We start from the raw sequence: 20,283 nt of genomic DNA, 5'->3' as shown, positions 1-20,283 counted from the left end.
TTGCAGTTGAGTCATCTTTGGTGGCCTGCCCGCCGGCGAGGCTCTTTTCGCTCTTAAACGCTTTGAACTGAACGCTTCGCTCTCAAGCCGAACGCGCTTCGCGCTCTTGGGAGCGCTGCGCGCTGTCAAGATCAAAAGATGAAAAGCGGCGCTCGCCGCGCGGCAGGCCGCCAGCGGGGGGTGAAGGGCGTCGGTTCCCCCGCCGCATGACCTGGCAAAGCCAACCACAGATTTCCCCGGTGCCGCTAAAATTTTTGGCTCGTTCCTCGCAAAAAATTTCGGCTGCACCGGGGAAATCTGTGGTAGCCCTTCGGGCAGGCCATACGGCGGGGGAACCGAGGCCCTCCACCTGTGGTTGAGACCACCACACAACAGCGCGCTGCGCGCGCCGGAAAGCTACGCGCTGTGCGCGAGGGGCGTGCTGCGCATGGAAAGTGGGTTGCGGTTAGTTTTTCAGCAGCTTCTCCAAAGCGTCGGCTGCTACGGGGGCGCCGGGGTTTGTGCGGAGCTTCGAGCCCAGTGCTTCGGCGGCGGGGCGGTGGGCGATGGCCTCCGCTACTGCCGCGCGCAGGGATTCCGGGGTGGGCGTGTCGAGCACCTCGCCCAAACCCAGCTCGGCCAGCCGTGCGGCTACCGCGCGCTGTTCCGGGATCTGTGGCACGGCCACCATCGGGACGCCGTGGTACAGCGACTCCATGACCGAGTTCATCCCCGCGTGGGTGAGGAAGACCGACGCGTGGCGCAGCACGGCCACCTGTGGCACCCGCGCGTGCACCGAGAAGTTCGTCGGGAGAGGACCCAGCAGAGACGGGTCCAGTCCGCCGATGGACATCACCACCTGCCAACCCGAGTCGGCGAACGCCTCCACGCACGTCCGGTAGAAGTCCGGCTTCGTGTTGAACACCGTGCCCAAGGAGATCAGCAGCACCGGCGCGTCCGACGCGGGAGTCCACTCCTCCGCCACCTGCCACGAGCTCAGGGTCGGTCCGACGAAGTGGAAACGGTCGTCGAAGGTGTCGGCGGAGAGTTGGAACGTGCGGGGGATGAACACGATGCTGGTCGGGGCCACGTGGCCGAACATCAGGTTCGGGTTTTCCAGGAAGGTGAAGCCGGCCGCGAACGCCGCCATCTTGCCCACCGCCGCGGTCAACGCCGGGTGGGCGTGGTCGAAGTCGGGGGGTAGGTAGACCTGGGTGGCGGAGAACTGCTCGTTCTCCGCGAACGTCGGCACCAGGGCCACTTCGGGCACGCCGAGCAGGTTGGCGAGCATCCGGCCGGTGAAGGTGACCGAGTCGTAGCAGACGACGTCCGGGCGGTCGGCCTGGAAGTGTTCTGTCAGCACCGGGAACGACACCTCGGCGTCGGCCAGGAAGTACTCGAGGGTGACCGCCAGCTGGTCGGCGGTGAACTCGCTCCGGTCGTCCATGTTCGGCGGCAGTTCCGAGGGCAGTACGACGGGCTTGGCGCCGGCTCGGGCCGGGCCGTCCGCGGTGGCCGGGCCGGTGGCGTAGCTGACGCGGTGGCCGCGGCGGACGAGTTCCTCCACCAGGGGCAGGGTCGGGTTGACGTGGCCGGCGGCCGGTGCGCTGACGAACGCGAAGTGCGCCATCTCTAGTCCTCCTCCAGGATCACGGGCAGCGTCTTGTGGCCGTTGGTGAAGAACGACCCGAGCGGCTCCAACTCCTCCGACGGCACCGCCAACCGCAGGTCGGGGAACCGGTCGAACAGGGCGCGCAGTGCGATCACGGCCTCCATCCGGGCCAGCGGCGAACCCAGGCAGAAGTGCACGCCGTGGCCGAACGTCAGGTGGTCGCGGCGGGACGGGCGGGTGATGTCGAACTCCTCCGCGTTCGCGCCGTGTTGCGCCGGGTCGCGGCCGGCCGCGCCGAAGGACACCAGGATGGCCTCGCCCTTGGCGATCCGGGTGTCGCCGACCTGCACATCTTCGACTGCGTACCGCAGCGGCAGGTTGGGCACGGGTGCCTGCCAGCGCAGGGTTTCGTCCACGACGTCGTCCCAGCTGCTCACGCCGGAGGTGACCAGGCCGAGCTGGGACGGGTGGGTGGCCAGCGCGTGCACGGCGCTGTCGAGCAGGTTGACGGTGGTCTCGAAGCCGGCGCTGATGGTCAGCAGCAGGGTGTCCAGGAGTTCCTGCTCGCCCAACCGGTTGCCGTCCTCGTCGCGGGCGGCGATGAGGTCGGTGGTCAGGTCGTCGCCGGGGTTCGCGCGCTTCTCCGCGACCAAGCCCTTGAGCAGCATGTACAGCTCGGCGGACGCGGCCTGCACGCCCTCGGGGTCGGCTTCCAGGCTGAACACCGCGTCCACCAGCCGGCGCAGGTCGTCGCCCGTCTGGGCGGACAGGCCGAACAGGCCGCTGATCACGGCGATGGGCAGCGGGAAGGCGAATTCCGCGCGCAGGTCGACCGCCTGGCCGCGCGGCACGGTGGCCAGGCGGTGGATCAGGTCTTCGGTGATCGCCTCGACACGGGGGCGCATGGCCTCGACGCGGCGGGCGGTGAACGCCTTGGCGACCAGGCCGCGCAGGCGGGAGTGGTCGGCGCCGTAGGCGGTGAACATGTTCTTCATCGCCACCCACATGATCAGCGGCCAGTCCGGCGGGATCTCGCCGTTGCGCCACGCGGGCCAGTGCCGGTTGGCGTCCTTGGACACGTTCGGGTCCAGCAGCACCTGCTTGACGGCCTCGTGCCCGGTCACCGCCCACGCCGCGACCCCGCCGGGCAGCTCGACCGGGGTGGCCGCACCACGAGCGCGCAGCTGGGCCGCCTCGCCGAAGATGTCGGCACCGTTCGGGTCGATGGTGTACCGCTCGACGGCCGGGATCGGCGCGGACTGCTCCACGAACGTCGTGCGCCGCACGGGTGGCTCGGTGACCTCCAGCAGGGCGGCGGTGAACCGGGAACCCATGCCCAGGCCCACCACCATGATCGTGTCGCCGGGTTTGGTGTCGGGGTGGTTGAGCAGGTGGTCCACGCCGAGGAGCTGGTCGCACGGCCCGACGTGCCCCAGTTCGCGCAGGAACGGCCAGGTGGTGCGGTCCAGGGCCACGCCGAGCGGTTCCAGGACAACCACTTCCAGCTGTGCCAGACCGAGACCGGTGATCACGAACCGGGTGATGTCGGAGAGGGCGACGTTGGCTTCCTTGGCGGCCTGCTCGACCGCGGTCACCAGGGCCTCGCTCATCAGGGTCAGGTAGGGCGCGAGGCCGGTGACCTCGATGGGCGTGCGGTTGCGGTGGCCCAACGGGTCCGGGATGGACGGAGTGGCCAGCACCTCCATCTGGGTGGCCGAGCTGTTCGCCGTGGCCACCAGGCGCGCCCGGCCGCCGTCGCGGGTCAGGACCGCCGAGGCCGCGCCGTCGGCGAGGAAGATGCCGATGGTGGGCTGCCAGCGCTCCCAGCGCGGCGGCAGGAACCGGGACGTCGCGGTGACCAGGGTGGCGGTGGCGGACGGGTCGGCCACCAGGTGCGCGGCGGCGGCCTGGAGTGCGGCCGAACCGCCGTTGCTGGTCGCCTCCACCTCGTAGACCAGGGCGTGGCCCATGCCGAGGATGCGCTGGAGGTGGCACGACGGCGCCATGTGGTCCTGGGAGTCCATCTGCGCGTAGGCGGCCATCGCGATGTCCGCGCCGGTCACGCCGGCCTGCCGCATCGCGCCGATCGCCGCCCGCACGGCCATGCCGTGCTCGGTGATGTCGTCGGACTTGGTGAACGAGGTGAAGTCCGACAGCGCCAGCAGCCGCCGCATGGTGTCGGTGTCGGGCACGGCGTCCGTCGCCGGCGTGCGCGGCGGCAGGTGGTGGCCGGTGCCGGCGATGAACACGTCATCCCAGATCATGGACGTCCCTTTCCCTGAGTTCGGACAACCCGGCCCCGTAGCCGCGGAAGTCCGTGAGCCAGCTGCTGACGGCCAGCGCGGTGGACGCGGAGTGCTGTTCCAGCACGGTGAAGTGGTCGCCGGGCACCACCACGGACTCCTGCCCGGCGGGCGGGCGCTCGTCGGACGTGCCCACGTGCAGGACGGGCGCGGTGGTCGGCGCGGGCGTCCACCGCGTGCCGAGGTCGAGGTAGCGGCCCATCGCGACGAGCCGGTCGTCGTCCACCGGGTGGACCTGGTGGGCGGGGTCGAGGACGCCGGGGAGCACGGGTCGAGCGTCGGTGGTGGGCGTGATCAGCACGACCGCCGCCGGGGTGACGCCCCGGGACTCCAGGCGGCCGGCGACCGCCCGGGCGAGCCACGCCCCGACCGAGCGGCCGACCAGCGCGAACTCGCCCGCGGCTGTCCGGGTGACGGCGTCGGCGAGCGCGTCCACGAGTGCCTGCGCGTCGGCGGGCAGCGGGTCGCCCGCGAACCCCGGCAGGGGCACGGCGGTCACGTCCCGCATGGCCTCCAGCGCGGCGGCGAACCTCGTGTACTCCTCGACGCCCGTGAAGGCCAGCGCGGACGGCAGGCAGACCAGTGCGGGGGTCGCGAAACCGGTGGTGAGCTTGACGGGGGTGACGTCGAGCCGGTCGGCGGGCACGGCCAGCCGGCCGGCGGTGGCCAGCAGGTCCAGGCCATCGCGGGCGCGGTCCACGTCGATCGCCTTGCGCAGCAGGGTCTCCATCGGACCCGCGACCCGGTCGGCCGTGCCGCGCAACCGGCCGAAGAGGTGGTTGGCCAGTTGCGCGGGGGTCGGGAAGTCGAACACCACGGTCGCCGACAGGTGCAGGCCGGTGGCCGCGTTGAGCCGGTTGCGCAGCTCGATCGCGGTCAGCGAGTCCACGCCGTGGTCGCGGAAGGCCTGGTCGGGCTCGGTGGTCAACGGGGTGGTGTGGCCGAGGACGGCCGCGCTGTGCGCGTTGACCACGTCCAGCAGCAACGCCCGCTGCTCGGGTTCGGCCAGGGCGGCGAGCCGGGCGAGCAGGTCGGCGGTCGGGACTTGCGGGCGGTGGCTCCGGCGCTGCGAGCGCAGCAACGGGGTGCGCGCGGTCGGGTCGAGGTGCGCGGGCACCAGCACCGGGTCTCCTGCCCCCACGCCGATGTCGAAGAGGGAGAGCGCCCGGTCCGTGGGCAGCGGGGTGAGGCCGGCGCGGCGCAGGCGTCCGCGGTCGGCGTCGGTGAGGCCAGCGGTGATCCCGCTGTCCTGCTCCCATTGGCCCCACGCCAGCGACACCGCGGGCAGGCCGCGCGCGTGCCGGTGGCGAGCCAGGGCGTCCAGGAACGCGTTGGCCGCCGCGTAGTTGGCCTGGCCGGGGCTGCCCAGCACGCCGGCCGCCGAGGAGAACAGGACGAACGCGTCCAGGTCGGCGGTCAGCTCGTGCAGGTGCCAGGCCGCGTCCACCTTGGGGCGCAGGGTCTTCTCGAGCTGTTCGGGGGTCAGCGCGGTGACCACGGCGTCGTCGACCACGCCGGCGGTGTGCACGACGACCCGCAGGTCCTCGATCGTGCCCAGGAGCGCGGCGAGGGCGTCCCGGTCGGTGACATCGCACGCCGCAGCGGTGACGGTCGCGCCCAAGGCGGTGAGGTCGGCGATCAGCTCGGCCGCGCCGGGGGTGGCGTCGCCGCGCCGGCCGACCAGGACCACGTGCCGGACGTCGTGGTCGGTGACCAGGTGACGGGCGGTCAGGCCGCCGAGGACGCCGAAGCCGCCGGTGACAAGCGCTGTGCCGCGGAGCTTCCCCGGTGTCGACCCGGTGTGCTTGCGGAGGCGGGGGACGGAGAGGTCGCCGTCGCGCAGGCGCAGGTGGGGTTCCGCTTGGGCGAACCCGGTGCGCACGGCGGTCTGGACGGCTTGTCGGGACGCCTCGGTGTCGTCGTGGTCGAGGATGAGGAACCGGTCCGGGTGCTCGGTCTGGGCACTGCGCACCAGGCCCCGGGCGGCGGCCAGTGCTGGGTCGTCGCCGCTGCTGACGAACACCAGGCGGGTGTCGTCGGCGAGCGCTTGCTGGATGTCGTGGAGGACTTGGCGGGTGAGGGTGTGGGCGTCCTCGACCGGGTTCCCGGCGGCGGTGAGGACGCGCAGCACCGATCGGACGTCCGGGGCGTCGCCGAGCGGCAACGGTGTCCAGTCGAGGGTGAAGAGGGTGTCGGGGTTCCGGGAGAGGTCGGCTAGTTCGACCGGGCGCAGCACGACCGCGTCGAGGGACGCGATCGGTGTGCCGGCGGTGTCGGTGACGCGGACGGTGTAGGTGTCCGGAGCGGTGGGCGACAGGCTGACCCGGAGTGCGGCGGCGGTGCCGGTGACGGACACGCCCGCGAAGGAGAACGGCAGCCGGGCCAGGCTCTGGGCCGGGTCGTCGGCTGCGGCCGTGATGCCGGTGAGGAGGGTGAGGGGCTGGATCGCCGCGTCCAGGAGGGCCGGGTGCAGGCCGTAGCCGGTGAGCTGTGCGGGATCGGCGGGGAACGCGACCTCGGCGTGCAGGTCGTCGCCGTGCCGCCAGAGTTTGCGCAGGCCTTGGAAGGTCGTGCCGTAGTCGTAGCCCTCGTCGGCGAGGGTGTCGTAGAGGCCCGCGATGTCGACCTCGGTCGCGCCGGCCGGGGGCCACGTGGTGTCTCCTGGTGTGGCGGGGTTTACGGGCGCCAGGACGCCGGTCGCGTGGCGGGTCCAGTGGTCGGGGTCGGCGGCCTTGCGGGAGTGGAGGGTGACCGGGCGCTGCCCGGTGTCGGTCGGCGGCCCGACAGTGACCCGCACGTGCACGGTGTCGTGCAGCGGCAGGGGCGCTTCGAGGACGAGTTCGGCCAGGGCGGCGCAGTCGACGTGCCGGCCCGCTTGCAGGGCCAGTTCCACGAACGCGGTGGCGGGCAGCAGGGGCGAGCCCAGGACGGTGTGTTCGGCCAGCCACGGGTGCGCGGCACGGGACAGCGTGCCGGTGAGCACCACGCCCTGGCCGTCCGGCAGCGGCACGGCGGCCCGCAGCAGCGGGTGCTCCAGGGCGTCCAAGCCCGCGCCGGCCACGTCCGCCGGCGCGCTGGGGACCAGCCAGAACCGGTCGCGCTGGAAGGCGTAGGTGGGCAGGTCGAGGTGGACGCGCGGGGTGGGCGGACGCCAGTCGCCGCCCTTCTCCCACACGCGGCCGAGGGCGGCGAGGAGGCGTTCCGGTTCGTCGTGGTCGCGGCGCATGACCGCGTCGGGGACGAGGGAGGGGTGTGGACCGATCTCGAGGAACGCCGTGATCCCCTTGTCCAGCAACCACTCCACCGCATCACCGAAGCGGACCGTCTCCCGGACCTGCCGCACCCAGTAGTCGGGCGTGGCCATGTCGGTGGGCGCGCCGGTCACCGTGGACACGATCGGGATCTTGGACGGCTGGTAGCTCAACCCTTCGGCGACCTCGGCGAAGGCGGCCGACATCGGCTCCATGAGCGGCGAGTGGAACGCATGACTCACGCGCAGCCGCCGAGCCCCCTCCCAGCCTTCCGCGACCGCCAGAACGGCATCCTCAGCACCGGAGATCACCACCGAGTCGGGACCGTTCACCGCCGCGATCGCCACCCCCTTCTTCAAGGCGTCCCGAACCTCGGCTTCGGACGCGCGGATGGACACCATCGCCCCGCCGGGCGGCAACTCCTGCATCAGACGGCCTCGCGCGGACACGAGTGTGCAGGCGTCCTCCAGGCTGAGGATTCCGGCGATGTGGGCGGCGGCGATCTCGCCGACCGAGTGGCCGACCAGGTGGTCCGGCGTCATGCCCAGCGACTCGACCAGCCGGTAGAGGGCCACTTCGACCGCGAACAGGCCTGCCTGCGTGTACCGGGTCTGGTCGAGGTCGACTTCGTGCAGGTCCAGGTCCAGCCGGTCGCAGATGTCGGCCAGGGTGTCGGCGAACACCGGGTAGGCCTGGGCTAGCCGGTCGCCCATGCCCTGCCACTGCGCGCCCTGACCGGAGAACACGAACGCCGTCCCGCCCTGCGCCTTGCCGATCGGGGCGGCGGCGAGGGCGTCGAGGTCGGCGGCGAGGCGGTCCCGGTGGGTCAGAGCGGCCCGGTAGGGCAGGCGCGCGCGGGACGCCAGGGCCGCGCCCACCGCCGGGTCGTCCACGAAGTCGCGCAGCCGCAGAGCCTGTGCTCGCAACGCTTCCGGCGACTTGGCCGACAACAGCCACGGCACCCATTCCGGGGTCGTGACGGGCTCGGGCTCGGGTGCCTCCAGGATCACGTGGGCGTTGGTGCCGCTGATCCCGAACGCGGACACGCCGGCCCGGCGGTGGCGGTCGTGCGCGGGCCACGGTGTGGGCTCGGTGAGCAGCCGGACGTTCTGCCACTCGACGTGCGGAGTAGGCGCGTCGACGTGGAGGGTGGGCGGCAGGGTGCCGTGCCGCATGGCCTCGATCATCTTGATCACGCCCGCGACGCCGGCGGCGGCCTGGGTGTGGCCGATGTTGGACTTCACCGACCCCAGCCACAGCGGCTCGGCGCGCTCGGACCCGTAGGTGGCGACCAGGGCCTGGGCCTCGATCGGGTCACCCAGGGTGGTTCCCGTGCCGTGGGCCTCGACGGCGTCCACATCGGACGGTTCCAGGCCGGCGTTGGCCAGCGCCTGCCGGATCACCCGCTCCTGGGACGGGCCGTTGGGCGCGGTGAGGCCGTTGGACGCGCCGTCCTGGTTGACCGCGCTCCCGCGCACCACCGCCAGCACCCGGTGGCCGTGCCGACGGGCGTCGGACAGGCGCTCCAGCAGCACCAGGCCCGCGCCCTCGCCCCAGCTCGTGCCGTCCGCGGCGGCGGCGAAGGACTTGGCCCGGCCGTCCGCGGACAGGCCGTGCTGGCGGGAGAACTCCACGAAGCTCGCCGGGGTCGCCATGACCGTGACCCCGCCCGCCAGGGCAAGGTCGCACTCCCCCGACCGCAGGGCCTGGGCCGCCAGGTGGATCGCGACCAGGGACGACGAGCACGCCGTGTCCACCGACACCGCCGGACCTTCGAGCCCCAGCAGGTAGGACACCCGGCCCGAGGTCACGCTGGTGGCCGTGCCGGTGGCCAGGTACCCCTCCGCGTCCTTGGACACCTGGTCCACGCCCCCGGCGTACCCGGAGGCCCAGATGCCGGTGTAGACGCCGGTCCGACTGCCGTGCACAGCGGTCGGGTCGATGCCCGCGTGCTCGAAGGTCTCCCACGCCGTTTCGAGCACCAGCCGCTGCTGCGGGTCCATCGCCAGTGCCTCGCGCGGCGAGATCCCGAAGAAGGCCGCGTCGAACCCGGCCGCGTCGGCGAGGAACCCGCCGGACCGGGTGTAGCTGGTGCCGTGCGCGCCCTCGGGGTCGTAGAGGCGGTCGAGGTCCCAGCCCCGGTCGGCCGGGAAGTCGCCGATCGCGTCCACACCCTCGGACACCAGCCGCCACAGGTCGTCGGGCGAGCCGACGCCGCCCGGGTAGCGGCAGCCCATGCCCACCACGACCACCGGATCGGTCGTGGTGTGGTGCGCCACCGGCCGCTCGACCCGCCGCCGGCCCAGCAGCAGCCCGGTCAGGTGCTCGGCGAGCCTGGTCGGCGTCGGGTGGTCGAACGTCAGCGTCGGCGACAGCCGCACACCGAGGGCGGCGGACAGCCGGTTGCGCAGTTCCACGGCGGTCAACGAGTCGAACCCGAGGTCCTTGAACGCCCGATCGGCGCCGGTGGTGTCGCGCCCCAGGACGGCCGCGCTGTGCGTGGTGACCAGGTCGAGCAGGGCGGCACGCAGGTCGGCCTCGGGCAGGGCGCTCAGGTCCCCGGCCGGGGTGCGGGCGGGTCGTCGGGTCAACGCCCGCAGCACCGGCCGTGTGCCGAGTGCGGTGAGCCGGAGGCCGGCGGCGACCACGGTCGCGTCCGGTGATCTGAGGGCGGCGTCGAACAGCGCCAGGGCGTGCTCGGTGGACAGCGGCACGACACCCGCGCGTCGGAGGCGGCGGCGGTCGGCGTCGGACAGCCGCCCGGTCAGGCCGCTGCCCTCCGCCCACTGGCCCCACGCCACGGACACGGCGGCCAGCCCCTGTCGGCGTCGCCGCTCGGCCAGGGCGTCGAGGTAGGCGTTGGCGGCGGCGTAACCGGCCTGGCCCGCGCTGCCCAGCACGCCGGCGGCGGAGGAGAACAGCACGAACGCCTTCACGTCGCCGACCAGCTCGTGCAGGTGCCGTGCGGCGTCGGCCTTGGGGCCGCGCACGGTCGCCAGGCGTTCCGGGGTGAGCGACTCGACCAGGCCGTCGTCGAGTGCGCCGGCCGCGTGCACGACGGCGGTGAGGTCCGGGATTCCGGCCAGCAGCGCGGCCACGGCGTCCCGATCCCCCACGTCGCAGGCGGTCACGGTGACGTGCGCACCGAGCCGTTCGAGTTCTGCCCGGAGGTCGGGGGCGTCGCCGGACCGGCTCGCCAGCACCAGCCGCCGCACGCCGTGGGCGGCGACCAGGTGGCGGGCGACGAGACCGCCGAGCGTGCCGGTGCCGCCGGTGATCAGGACGGTGTCGTCCGCGCCGAGGGGTGCCGGGACGGTCAGGACGATCTTGCCGACGTGCCCGGCCTGGCTCATGTGCCGGAACGCCCGCGAGGCGTGCCGCAGGTCCCACGCGGTGACCGGCGGCGTGCGCAGGTCGCCGGTGGCGAACAGGCCGGTGACCGCGCCCAGCACCTCGCCCAGCCGCTCGGGTCCCGCCTCGGCCAGGTCGAACGCCCGGTAGCCGGGGGTGTCGCGCGGGTCCGCCTTGCCCATGTCGATCAACCGCCCGCCCGGCGCGAGCAGCCGCAGGGAGGCGTCGGTGAACTCGCCGGTCAGCGAGTGCAGCACCACGTCCACGGCCGGGAAGCGCCGCTCGAAGTCCAGGGTGCGGGAGGAGGCGATGTGGTCGTCGTCCAGGCCGAGGTCGCGCAGCGCGTCCCACTTGCCGGGGCTCGCCGTGGCGAACACCTCCGCGCCGGCCCGCCGCGCGAGCTGGACCGCCGCCATCCCGACGCCGCCCGCGCCGGAGTGGACCAGCACGCGGTCACCGGGGCGCAGCCCGCCGAGGTCGAACAGGCCGTACCAGGCGGTCAGGAACGCCACCGGGACTGACGCTGCCCGGCTGAACGCCCAGCCTTCGGGCACGTGCGCCAGCACCCGGTGGTCCGCCACCGCGACCGCGCCGAACGCTTGGTCGAGCAGGCCCATCACCCGGTCGCCGGGCCGGAACCGGGTGACCGCCGAGCCGACCTCGGTCACCACGCCCGCGCCTTCGCTGCCCAGTGGAGCCGGGGTCGGGTAGACGCCCAGGGCGATCAGGACGTCCCGGAAGTTCAGCCCCGCCGCCCGGACCGCGACCCGGACTTCGTGTGGTGCCAGGGGTTTCGCCGGTGCGTCGGCGAAGGTGAGCTCGTCCAGGTTCCCGGACTCGGCCCGGACCAGCGAGCCCGACACCACCGGTGCCACGGTCGTGCGGACCAGCCGGGGCACGTGCACCACGTTGTGGCGGACCATGACCTGGTCCTCGTCGTCGAGGACCAGGGGTGCCGAGTCGTCGGTGTCCACCAGCACCAGCCGGCCCGGGTGCTCGGCCTGCGCGGCGCGGACCAGGCCCCCGACGGCAGCGGCCTCGGGATCGGTCTCGGCGTCGCGGGTGTGCACGACCAGGGGCTCGTCGCCGTCTTCCGCGAGGAAGTCTTGGATCAACGCGAGGGCTTCGGCGACCGAACGTGGGGACACCACCCGAGCCGGTGGGGTGCCGCCGTCACGTTGCTGCCAGTCCAGGCGGAACAGGGCATCGTCGGCGGGCCGGGCCATCGGGCGGGTGGTCAGCGCGCCGATGGTGGCGACCGGTCCCGACTCGTCGGCGAGCGCGATGGTGTAGCCGGCGGCGGTGCCGGACAGCCGGACGCGAGCGGCCGTCACGCCGGGGCGGTGGACCGTGATCCCGGTGAGGGAGAACGGAAGCCGCACTTCGCCGGTGTCCTCGGCCAGCAGCGCCAACGGTTGCAGCGCCGCGTCCAGCAGCGCCGGGTGCACGCCGTACCGGGCGGCGTCGGTGATCGAGGCCGGCACCGCCACCTCCGCGAACACCTCACCGTCCGACCGCCACACCGCGCGCACACCCTGGAACGCTGGGCCGTGGTCGTAGCCGGACAGGGCGTCGTGGAGTTCGTGCAGCTCGACGGGCTGTGCGGTGGGCGGCCACGCCGGAAACTCCGGCGGCGCAACGCTTTCAGCGGCAAGCGTGCCCACGGCGTGCCGCACCCACTCCTCCGCCCGCGACCGCACCTCCACGGATCGGCGGCCGGCCTCATCCGCTGCCCCCACCACCACCTGCAGCCGCACCAAGCCGTCCGCAGGCAGCACGAGGGGCGCTTCCAGCACGAGCTCGTCAACCACCGGACACCCGACAACCTCAGCCGCGCGGGTCACCAGCTCGACGAACCCGGTGGCCGGCAACAGGACCCTGCCGAGCACGGCGTGATCGGCCAGCCACGGGTGGGTGGACAGCGACACCGTGCCGGTCAGCGCCACACCACCGTCCGGCAGCTCCACGACCGCGCCGAGCAGCGGGTGGTCCGCCGGATCGAGTCCCGCCCCCGCGACATCGGCCGCGCCCCCGGGCGCCAACCAGAACCTCTCCCGCTGGAACGGGTAGGTCGGCAGCTCAACCGGGGGAACCGGGTGGTTGCCCCACTCCACCTCGACACCCAACACGAACAACCGCGCGGCGGCGCTGTCGAAGTCACTGCTGTCGCGCCGAAGCGTGCCGACAGCCAGAACGTCCAACGCCGGCACCAACACCGGATGCGGACTCACCTCCACAAACAGATGTCCCGCCAGCGCCTCCACAGCCCGGTCGAACCGCACCGGCTCCCGCAGATTCCGATACCAATAACGGGCATCCGCCCACTCCACCAACCCCTCGGTCACCGTGGAATAGAACGGAATCCGCGACTCCAGCGGCTCGATCCCCGCCAACGCGCTGATCAACCGCTCCCGCAGCACCTCGACTTGACCGGAGTGCGCTGCATAATCCACCGGAATCCGCCGAGCCCGAACCCCTTCGCGCTCACACACCTCCAGCAGCCGGTCCAAGGCGTCCGGCTCGCCCGACACCACCACACTGGTCTGCGAGTTCACCACTGCCACCGACACCCCGTCTAACAGCGGCGACTCCGGCGGCAAGGCGACCGACACCATCCCGCCAAGCCCGGCGATCTCCACCAACGCCTTACTACGCAACGCAACCACCCGCGCCGCGTCTTCGAGCGAAAGTGCCCCAGCTACGTAGGCCGCCGCGATCTCGCCCTGCGAATGCCCCACCACCGCATCCGGCTCAATCCCGCGAGACCGCCACAACGCCGCCAAGCCGACCATCATCGCGAACAGAGCCGGCTGAACGACATCAACACGATCCAACTCGCCGCCGCTCAACACCTCCACCAACGACCAGTCCACGTGCGGCGCAAGAGCCTCAGCACACGCATCGATCGCCTCACGGAACACCGGCTCACGCGCATACAGATCCCGACCCATACCGACCCACTGCGCACCCTGACCCGGGAACACGAACACCGTCCGCCGCTCCTCCGCGACCCCAGTGATCACGTCATTGCCCACGATCACAGCCCGGTGCGGGAAACGAGCACGGGTAGCGAGAGCCTGGCCAATACCCACTCCCGAGTGGTTAGCCGCGAATTCCCGCACCCGCCGAACCTGCTCGTGCAACGCGGCCTCGGTCTTCGCCGACACCACCCACGGCAAGTCGACCACAGACACCGGCACGTCCGGGGCCTGTTCCAGGATGACGTGAGCGTTCGTCCCGCTGATCCCGAAAGACGACACACCCGCCCGGCGCGGACGACCCGTCTCCGGCCACGGCACCGCCTCGGTGACCAACCGGATGTTGCCGGTGTCCCAGGCGACGTGCGGGCTGGGCTCGTCCACGTGCAGCGTCCTGGGCACCACCCCGTACCGCATGGCCAGCACGGTCTTGATCACCCCGGCCACGCCCGCCGCGGCCTGCGTGTGCCCGATGTTCGACTTCACCGACCCCAACCACAACGGCTCCGCACGATCAGCCCCGTACGTCGCCAACAACGCCTGAGCCTCGATCGGATCACCCAGCGAAGTCCCGGTGCCGTGCGCCTCGACGACGTCCACATCGGACGGTTCGAGTCGAGCGTTCGCCAAGGCCTGCCGGATCACCCGCTCCTGCGACGGACCGTTGGGCGCGGTCAACCCGTTCGACGCCCCGTCCTGGTTCACCGCCGTCCCGGCCAGCACCGCCAACACCCGGTGTCCCCGGCGCCGGGCGTCGGACAGCCGTTCCAGCAGCACCAAGCCCGCGCCCTCGCCCCACCCGGTGCCGTCCGCCGACGCCGAGAACGCCTTGCACCGACCGTCCGGCGCGAGCCCGCGCTGGCGGGAGAACTCGGTGAACCCGACCGGCGTGGCCATGATCGTGACGCCGCCGGCCAACGCCAGGTCGCACTCCCCCGACCGCAGCGCCTGCGCGGCCAGGTGCATCGCCACCAGCGACGACGAGCACGCCGTGTCGATGGACACCGCGACGCCTTCCAGCCCCAGCAGGTAGGCGATCCGGCCGGACACCACACTGGTCGCCGCGCCGGTGCCGAAGTAGCCCTCCACGTCCCGCGCGCCGGCCCCGTACCCGGAGGCCCAGATCCCGGTGAACACCCCGGTCTGGCTGCCCCGCAACGACGTCGGATCGATCCCGGCGTGCTCGAACGTCTCCCACGCCGTCTCCAACAACACCCGCTGCTGTGGATCCATCGCCAACGCCTCACGCGGCGAAATCCCGAAAAACTCCGCATCAAACCCAGCCACACCCGACAGGAACCCACCCGAACGCGTATAACTCGTCCCCGGATGATCCGGATCAGGGTGATACAAGCGCTCCACATCCCACCCACGATCAGACGGGAACCCACCAATCGCGTCCACACCGTCCGACACCAGCCGCCACAAGTCCTCCGGCGACTCCACCCCACCTGGCAAGCGACACCCCATGCCCACGATCACCACCGGGTCGTCGTCCACCGCCTTCGCAACGGTGACGACCTCCCGACGAGTCCCGGCGATCTGGTCGAGCAGGTGGTCGACCAGGCGGTTCGGGGTCGGGTGGTCGAACGTGAGGGTCGCGGGCAACCGCAACCCGGTCGCCGACCCCAGCCGGTTGCGCAGCTCCACGGCCGTCAGCGAGTCGAACCCGAGGTCCTTGAACGGCCGGCGGGCGTCCACGGCGTCGGGTGAGGCGTGGCCGAGCACGGTCGCGGTGGTGGCGGTGACGAGGTCGAGCAGCGCGGCTCGTCGCTGGGCTTCCGGCAGGGACCGCAGCCGGTCGGCACCACCCACCGTCGTGCGCTTGGACTTGCGCCCGGTGAGGCCGCGCAGGGCGGACGGTCCCGCCGGGGTCCGGGTGGGGTTGAGGGCGACAGGCGCGACCACGGCCCGGTCGCCGGCCATGGCCGCGTCGAACAGCTCCAGCGCGTGGTCGGTGCTCAGCGGGACGACACCGGACCGGGTCAGGCGCTGCCGGTCGTGGTCGGCGAGGTGCCCGGTCATCCCGCTGCTCTGCGCCCAGTACCCCCAGGCCAGCGACACCGCGGGCAGGCCCAGCGAGCGCCGGTGCACGGCCAGGGCGTCGAGGAACGCGTTCGCGGCGGCGTACCCGGCCTGGCCGGGACTGCCCAGGAGCCCCGCCGACGACGAGAACAGCACGAACGCCGCCAGGTCACGGGTCAGCTCGTGCAGGTGCCACGCCGCCCGCACCTTGGGCGCGAACACGCGGACCACCTGTTCCGGGGTCAGCGCCTCCACCACGGCGTCGTCGAGCACTCCGGCCGCGTGGACCACCGCGATCAGGTCGGGGATGGACCCCACCAACTCCGAAACCTGCGCCCGTTCCGACACGTCGCAGGCCACGACCCGCACGTCAGCGCCCAAATCGGGCACCACACCACCACGTCGGCTCGCCAACACCAAACGCCGAACCCCGTGCCGAGCAACCAGGTGCCGAGCCAACGCAAGCCCCAACGTCCCCGTGCCACCGGTGATCAACACCGTCCCACCGGACAGGTCGGCGGGCAGGTTGAGGACGATCTTGCCGACGTGCCGGGCGTGGCTCATGTGCCGGAACACGTCCACGGCGTCCCGCACCCCGCGCACGTCGATCGGCAGCGGGGTCAGCGTCCCCTCGGCGAAGGCGGCCACGGTCGCGGCCAGGATCTCGCCGAGCCGCTCAGGACCGGCGTCCGCGATGTCGAACGCCGTGTAGGTGATGCCGGGGTGGTCGGCGGCGTCGCGGATGTCGGTCTTGCCCATCTCCACGAACCGCCCGCCCGGCCCGAGCAGCCGCAGAGAGGCGTCGGTGAACTCGTCGGCCAGCGAGTTGAGCACCACGTCCATACGCGGGAACCGACGCTCGAACTCCAGATCGCGCGACGACCCGATGTGATCGTCATCCAACCCCAGACCCCGCAACACGCCCCACTTGCCCGGACTCGCGGTCGCGAACACCTCAGCACCCAGGTGACGCGCCAGCTGGATCGCCGCCATGCCGACGCCACCGGTGCCGGCGTGGATGAGCACCCGGTCACCGGCACCCAGCCGACCCAGGTCCACCAAGCCGTACCAGGCGGTCAGGAACACCACCGGCACGGCCGCCGCCTGCCCGAACGACCACCCATCCGGAATCGGTGCCAACAACCGGTGGTCCGCCACCGCACGCGGCCCGAACGCACCCGGCACCAACCCGAACACCCGATCACCAGGCCGCAAAGACACCCCGGGCCCGACTTCCAGCACCACCCCCGCCGCCTCGCCGCCCATCAACGCCTCGCCGGGGTAGACGTCCAGCGCGATGAGCACGTCCCGGAAGTTCAACCCGGCGGCACGCACGGCGATCCGCACCTGGCCGGGTTCCAGCGGCGTCTCCGCCACCGGGACCAGCGCCAAGTCCTCGATGCTGCCGGTGCCCACGTCCTCCAGCCGCCACGGACCGCCCGGCGCGACCAGCGCCGGGTCCACCCTGGTCAGGCGGGGAGCGAGCAGCACCCCGGCACGCACGGCCACCTCGGACTCGTCGGCCAGTTCGCCCTCCCACGACCCGTCCGCGTCCACCAGCACGAACCGGCCGGGGTGTTCGGCCTGCGCCGAGCGGACCAGCCCCCACACGGCGGCCTGGGCGGGGTTCACGACATCTCCGGGCACGGCGGCCACCGCACCCCGGGTGACCACGACGAGCGGCGCATCCCCTTGGTGCGCCTGGACAGCGGCCAAGACCTCCAGCGTGCTCGAAAGCGCCGCTTCGGCCGGATCACCGTCGTGGACCCGCACGTGGTGCACGACCTCCGCAGACGTCTCCGCGTCCACGGGGTGCCACGTGAGCTGGTACAGGTCTTGCGTGTCGGTGAACGCCCGCACCGACAGCGAGTCGACCGAGAAGACCAGGTTGCCCTCGGGGTCGGCGGCGAGAACCCGGTAGTGCTCAGGACCGCCGGAAACCCGCACGTGCAGACTTCCCGCGTCGGTGGGCCGCAGCACCACCCCGGAGAACGCGAACGGCAGCCGAGCCGGACCGTCCTGGGTCAGCAGCGCCACGGGGTGCAGGGCCGCGTCCAGCAGGGCCGGGTGCACGGCGAACCGGTCGCCGGCGGGAACCTCCACCTCGGCGTACACGTCATCTCCCGCACGCCAGGCCGCGGTGACACCCTGGAACACCGGTCCGTAGTCGAAGCCCAAGGCCGCGAAGGTGTCGTACAGGTCGGTCACGTCGAGCGGTTCGGCACCGACCGGGACGACGGGCACGGGAGCCACGGCCGGGGCCTCGCCGAGGGTGCCGGCGGCGTGCCGGACCCACTCGTCGCCGTGGGAGTGCACCGCGACGGGACGCCGGCCGCTCTCGTCGGGCGCTCCCACCACGACCTGGAGCCGCACGGCGGTGTGGTCGAGCACGAGCGGCGCTTCCAGCACGAGTTCGTGCACCGCGCCCGCCCCGACCACCCCGGCGGCGTGCGCGGCCAGCTCCAGGAATGCGGTCCCCGGCAGCAGGACCCTGCCGCGCACGGAGTGGTCGGCCAGCCACGGGTGGGTGGACAGCGACACCGTGCCGGTGAGGGTCGCGCCGCCGTCGGGCAGCTCCACGGCCGTGGTCAGCACCGGGTGGTCGCCGGTCACGGTGGTGCTCGGGCGCAGCCAGAACGGCTGCCGCTGGAACGGGTAGCCGGGCAGGGTCGCGGGCGTGACGCCGGCCGGGACCAGCGGGCGCCAATCCACCTCGACACCCCGCACGTGCAGGGTGGCGAGTGCGGTGACGTACTCGCGGGGTCGGTCGCGGCGCAGGGTCCCGGTGACCAGGACGTCCCGCCCGTCCGCGGTCTCCTCGACCGCCGACGCCAGCACCGGGTGCGGGCTGACCTCCACGAACACCCCGTGCCCGGCGTCGAGCAGGGTGGTCACCGCGCGGTCGAACAGCACCGGTTCCCGCAGGTTGCGGTACCAGTAGTCGGCGTCCAACCGGCTCGCGGGCTCGCCGGTCACCGTCGAGTACAGCGGGATGGTGGCCGGGCGCGGGGTGATCCCGGCCAACTCCCGCCGCAGCTGGTCGCGCAACGCCTCGACCTGGGCCGAGTGGGCGGCGTAGTCCACGGGCAGGGCGCGGGCGCGAATGCCGTCGGCGGCGCACGCCTCCAGCAGTTCGGCCAGGGCCGCCGGGTCGCCGGAGACGACGACCGAGCCGGGCGCGTTGACCACGGCCACGGTGAGCCGCCCGCCCCAGCGTTCCAGGTAGGGGTCTCCAGGGGACAGCGCCACGGACGCCATGCCGCCGAGCCCGGCCAACGGCACCAGGGCCTTGGCGCGCAGGGCGACGATCCGAGCGGCGTCGGCCAAGGTGAGGATGCCGGCGACGTGCGCGGCGGCGATCTCGCCTTGGGAGTGGCCGACCACCGCGTCCGGCACCACCCCGTGCGACCGCCACAGCGCGGCCAGCGCGACCATCATGGCGAACAACGCGGGCTGCACCACGTCCACCCGGTCCAGCGCCCCACCGTTCAGGACCTCGACCAACGACCAGTCGACGTAAGGCCCGAGGGCTTGCGCGCACGCGTCGATCGCCTCGCGGAACACCGGCTCGGACGCATACAGCTCACGGCCCATGCCGATCCACTGCGCGCCTTGTCCGGGGAACACGAACACGGTCTTGCCGGGCACGCCGACCTCTCCGGTCACCAGGCCGGGCGCGCTTCCACCCCTGGCCAGTGCGGCCAGGCTGTCGGCGTGGTCGTCCAGGATCACGGCCCGGTGCTCGAACTGGGTTCGCGCGAGCAGGGCGGCACCGATGCGCACGGCCGGGGCGTCAACGTTGGCGAGGCGTTCGGCTTGGGCTGCGAGTGCCTGCGGTGTGCGGGCGGACACCAGCCACGGCACGTCGCCGTCCACAGTGGACTCGGGCTCGAGCACGACCTGTTCGATGATCACGTGCGCGTTGGTGCCGCTGATGCCGAACGAGGACACGCCGGCGCGGCGGGGACGGCCGACCTCGGGCCACGGGGTCGGCTCGGTGAGCAGGGAGACCCGGCCGGCGGTCCAGTCGACGTGGCTCGTGGGCCGGTCCACGTGCAGGGTGCGCGGGAGGACGCCGTGCCGCATCGCCATGATCATCTTGATCACGCCGGCGACCCCGGCGGCGGCCTGGGTGTGCCCGAGGTTGGACTTGACCGACCCCAGCCACAGCGGCTCGCCGCGGTCGGTGCCGTAGGTCGCCAGCAGGGCTTGCGCTTCGATGGGGTCGCCGAGGGTGGTGCCGGTGCCGTGCGCCTCCACTGCGTCCACATCGGACGGTTCCAGCCGCGCGCTGTGCAGGGCTTGGCGGATCACGCGTTCCTGCGCCGGTCCGTTGGGTGCGGCCAGGCCGTTGGACGCGCCGTCCTGGTTCACCGCGCTGCCCCGCACGACCGCGAGCACGCGGTGGCCGTTGCGCCGGGCGTCGGACAGGCGTTCCAGCAGCAGCAGGCCCGCGCCCTCGCTCCAGCTCGTGCCGTCGGCGGCGTCGGCGAAGGCCTTGACCCGCCCGTCCGGGGCCAGGCCGCGCTGCCGGGAGAACTCCACGAACCCGGCCGGGGTCGCCATCACGGTCACCCCGCCGGCCAGCGCGAGCGTGCACTCGCCGGCGCGCAGGGCCTGGGCGGCGAGGTGGATCGCCACCAGGGACGACGAGCACGCCGTGTCCACCGACACCGCCGCGCCTTCCAGGCCCAGCAGGTAGGACACCCGGCCGGACGTGGCACTGGTCGCGATCCCGGTGGCCAGGAACCCCTCGAGGTCCGGCGGCGGCTGGGCGGCGTAGC

General features: G+C 72.7%; 3 protein-coding genes. All 3 read right to left on the bottom strand.

Going from position 1 to position 20,283, the window contains the following annotated elements:
• Positions 1-445: 445 nt before the first annotated feature.
• The gene (locus DFJ66_RS00015) at positions 446-1,609 is read right to left on the bottom strand and encodes a macrolide family glycosyltransferase (protein WP_121216713.1); all 1,164 of its coding nucleotides are present in this window, start codon (positions 1,607-1,609) and stop codon (positions 446-448) included.
• A gap of 2 nt (positions 1,610-1,611) precedes the next feature.
• Positions 1,612-3,855, bottom strand: coding sequence for a cytochrome P450 (locus DFJ66_RS45260; protein ID WP_121216711.1), 2,244 nt, complete (start codon positions 3,853-3,855; stop codon positions 1,612-1,614).
• Positions 3,842-20,283, bottom strand: a 16,442-nt coding sequence (locus DFJ66_RS00005) for a type I polyketide synthase (RefSeq protein WP_121216708.1), incomplete at its 5' end; no start/stop codon positions are given. The genes DFJ66_RS00005 and DFJ66_RS45260, both read right to left, overlap by 14 nt.

It is taken from the genome of Saccharothrix variisporea, from assembly GCF_003634995.1.
Taxonomy (GTDB): Bacteria; Actinomycetota; Actinomycetes; order Mycobacteriales; family Pseudonocardiaceae; genus Actinosynnema; species Actinosynnema variisporeum.
This window is presented reverse-complemented; position numbering and strand designations above follow the sequence as displayed.

What these genes read in the sequence shown, in the direction of transcription:
- DFJ66_RS00015 (WP_121216713.1), bottom strand. Translation starts at nt 1,609, where the DNA reads ATGGCGCACTTCGCGTTCGTCAGCGCACCGGCCGCCGGCCACGTCAAC.
- DFJ66_RS45260 (WP_121216711.1), bottom strand. Translation starts at nt 3,855, where the DNA reads ATGATCTGGGATGACGTGTTCATCGCCGGCACCGGCCACCACCTGCCG.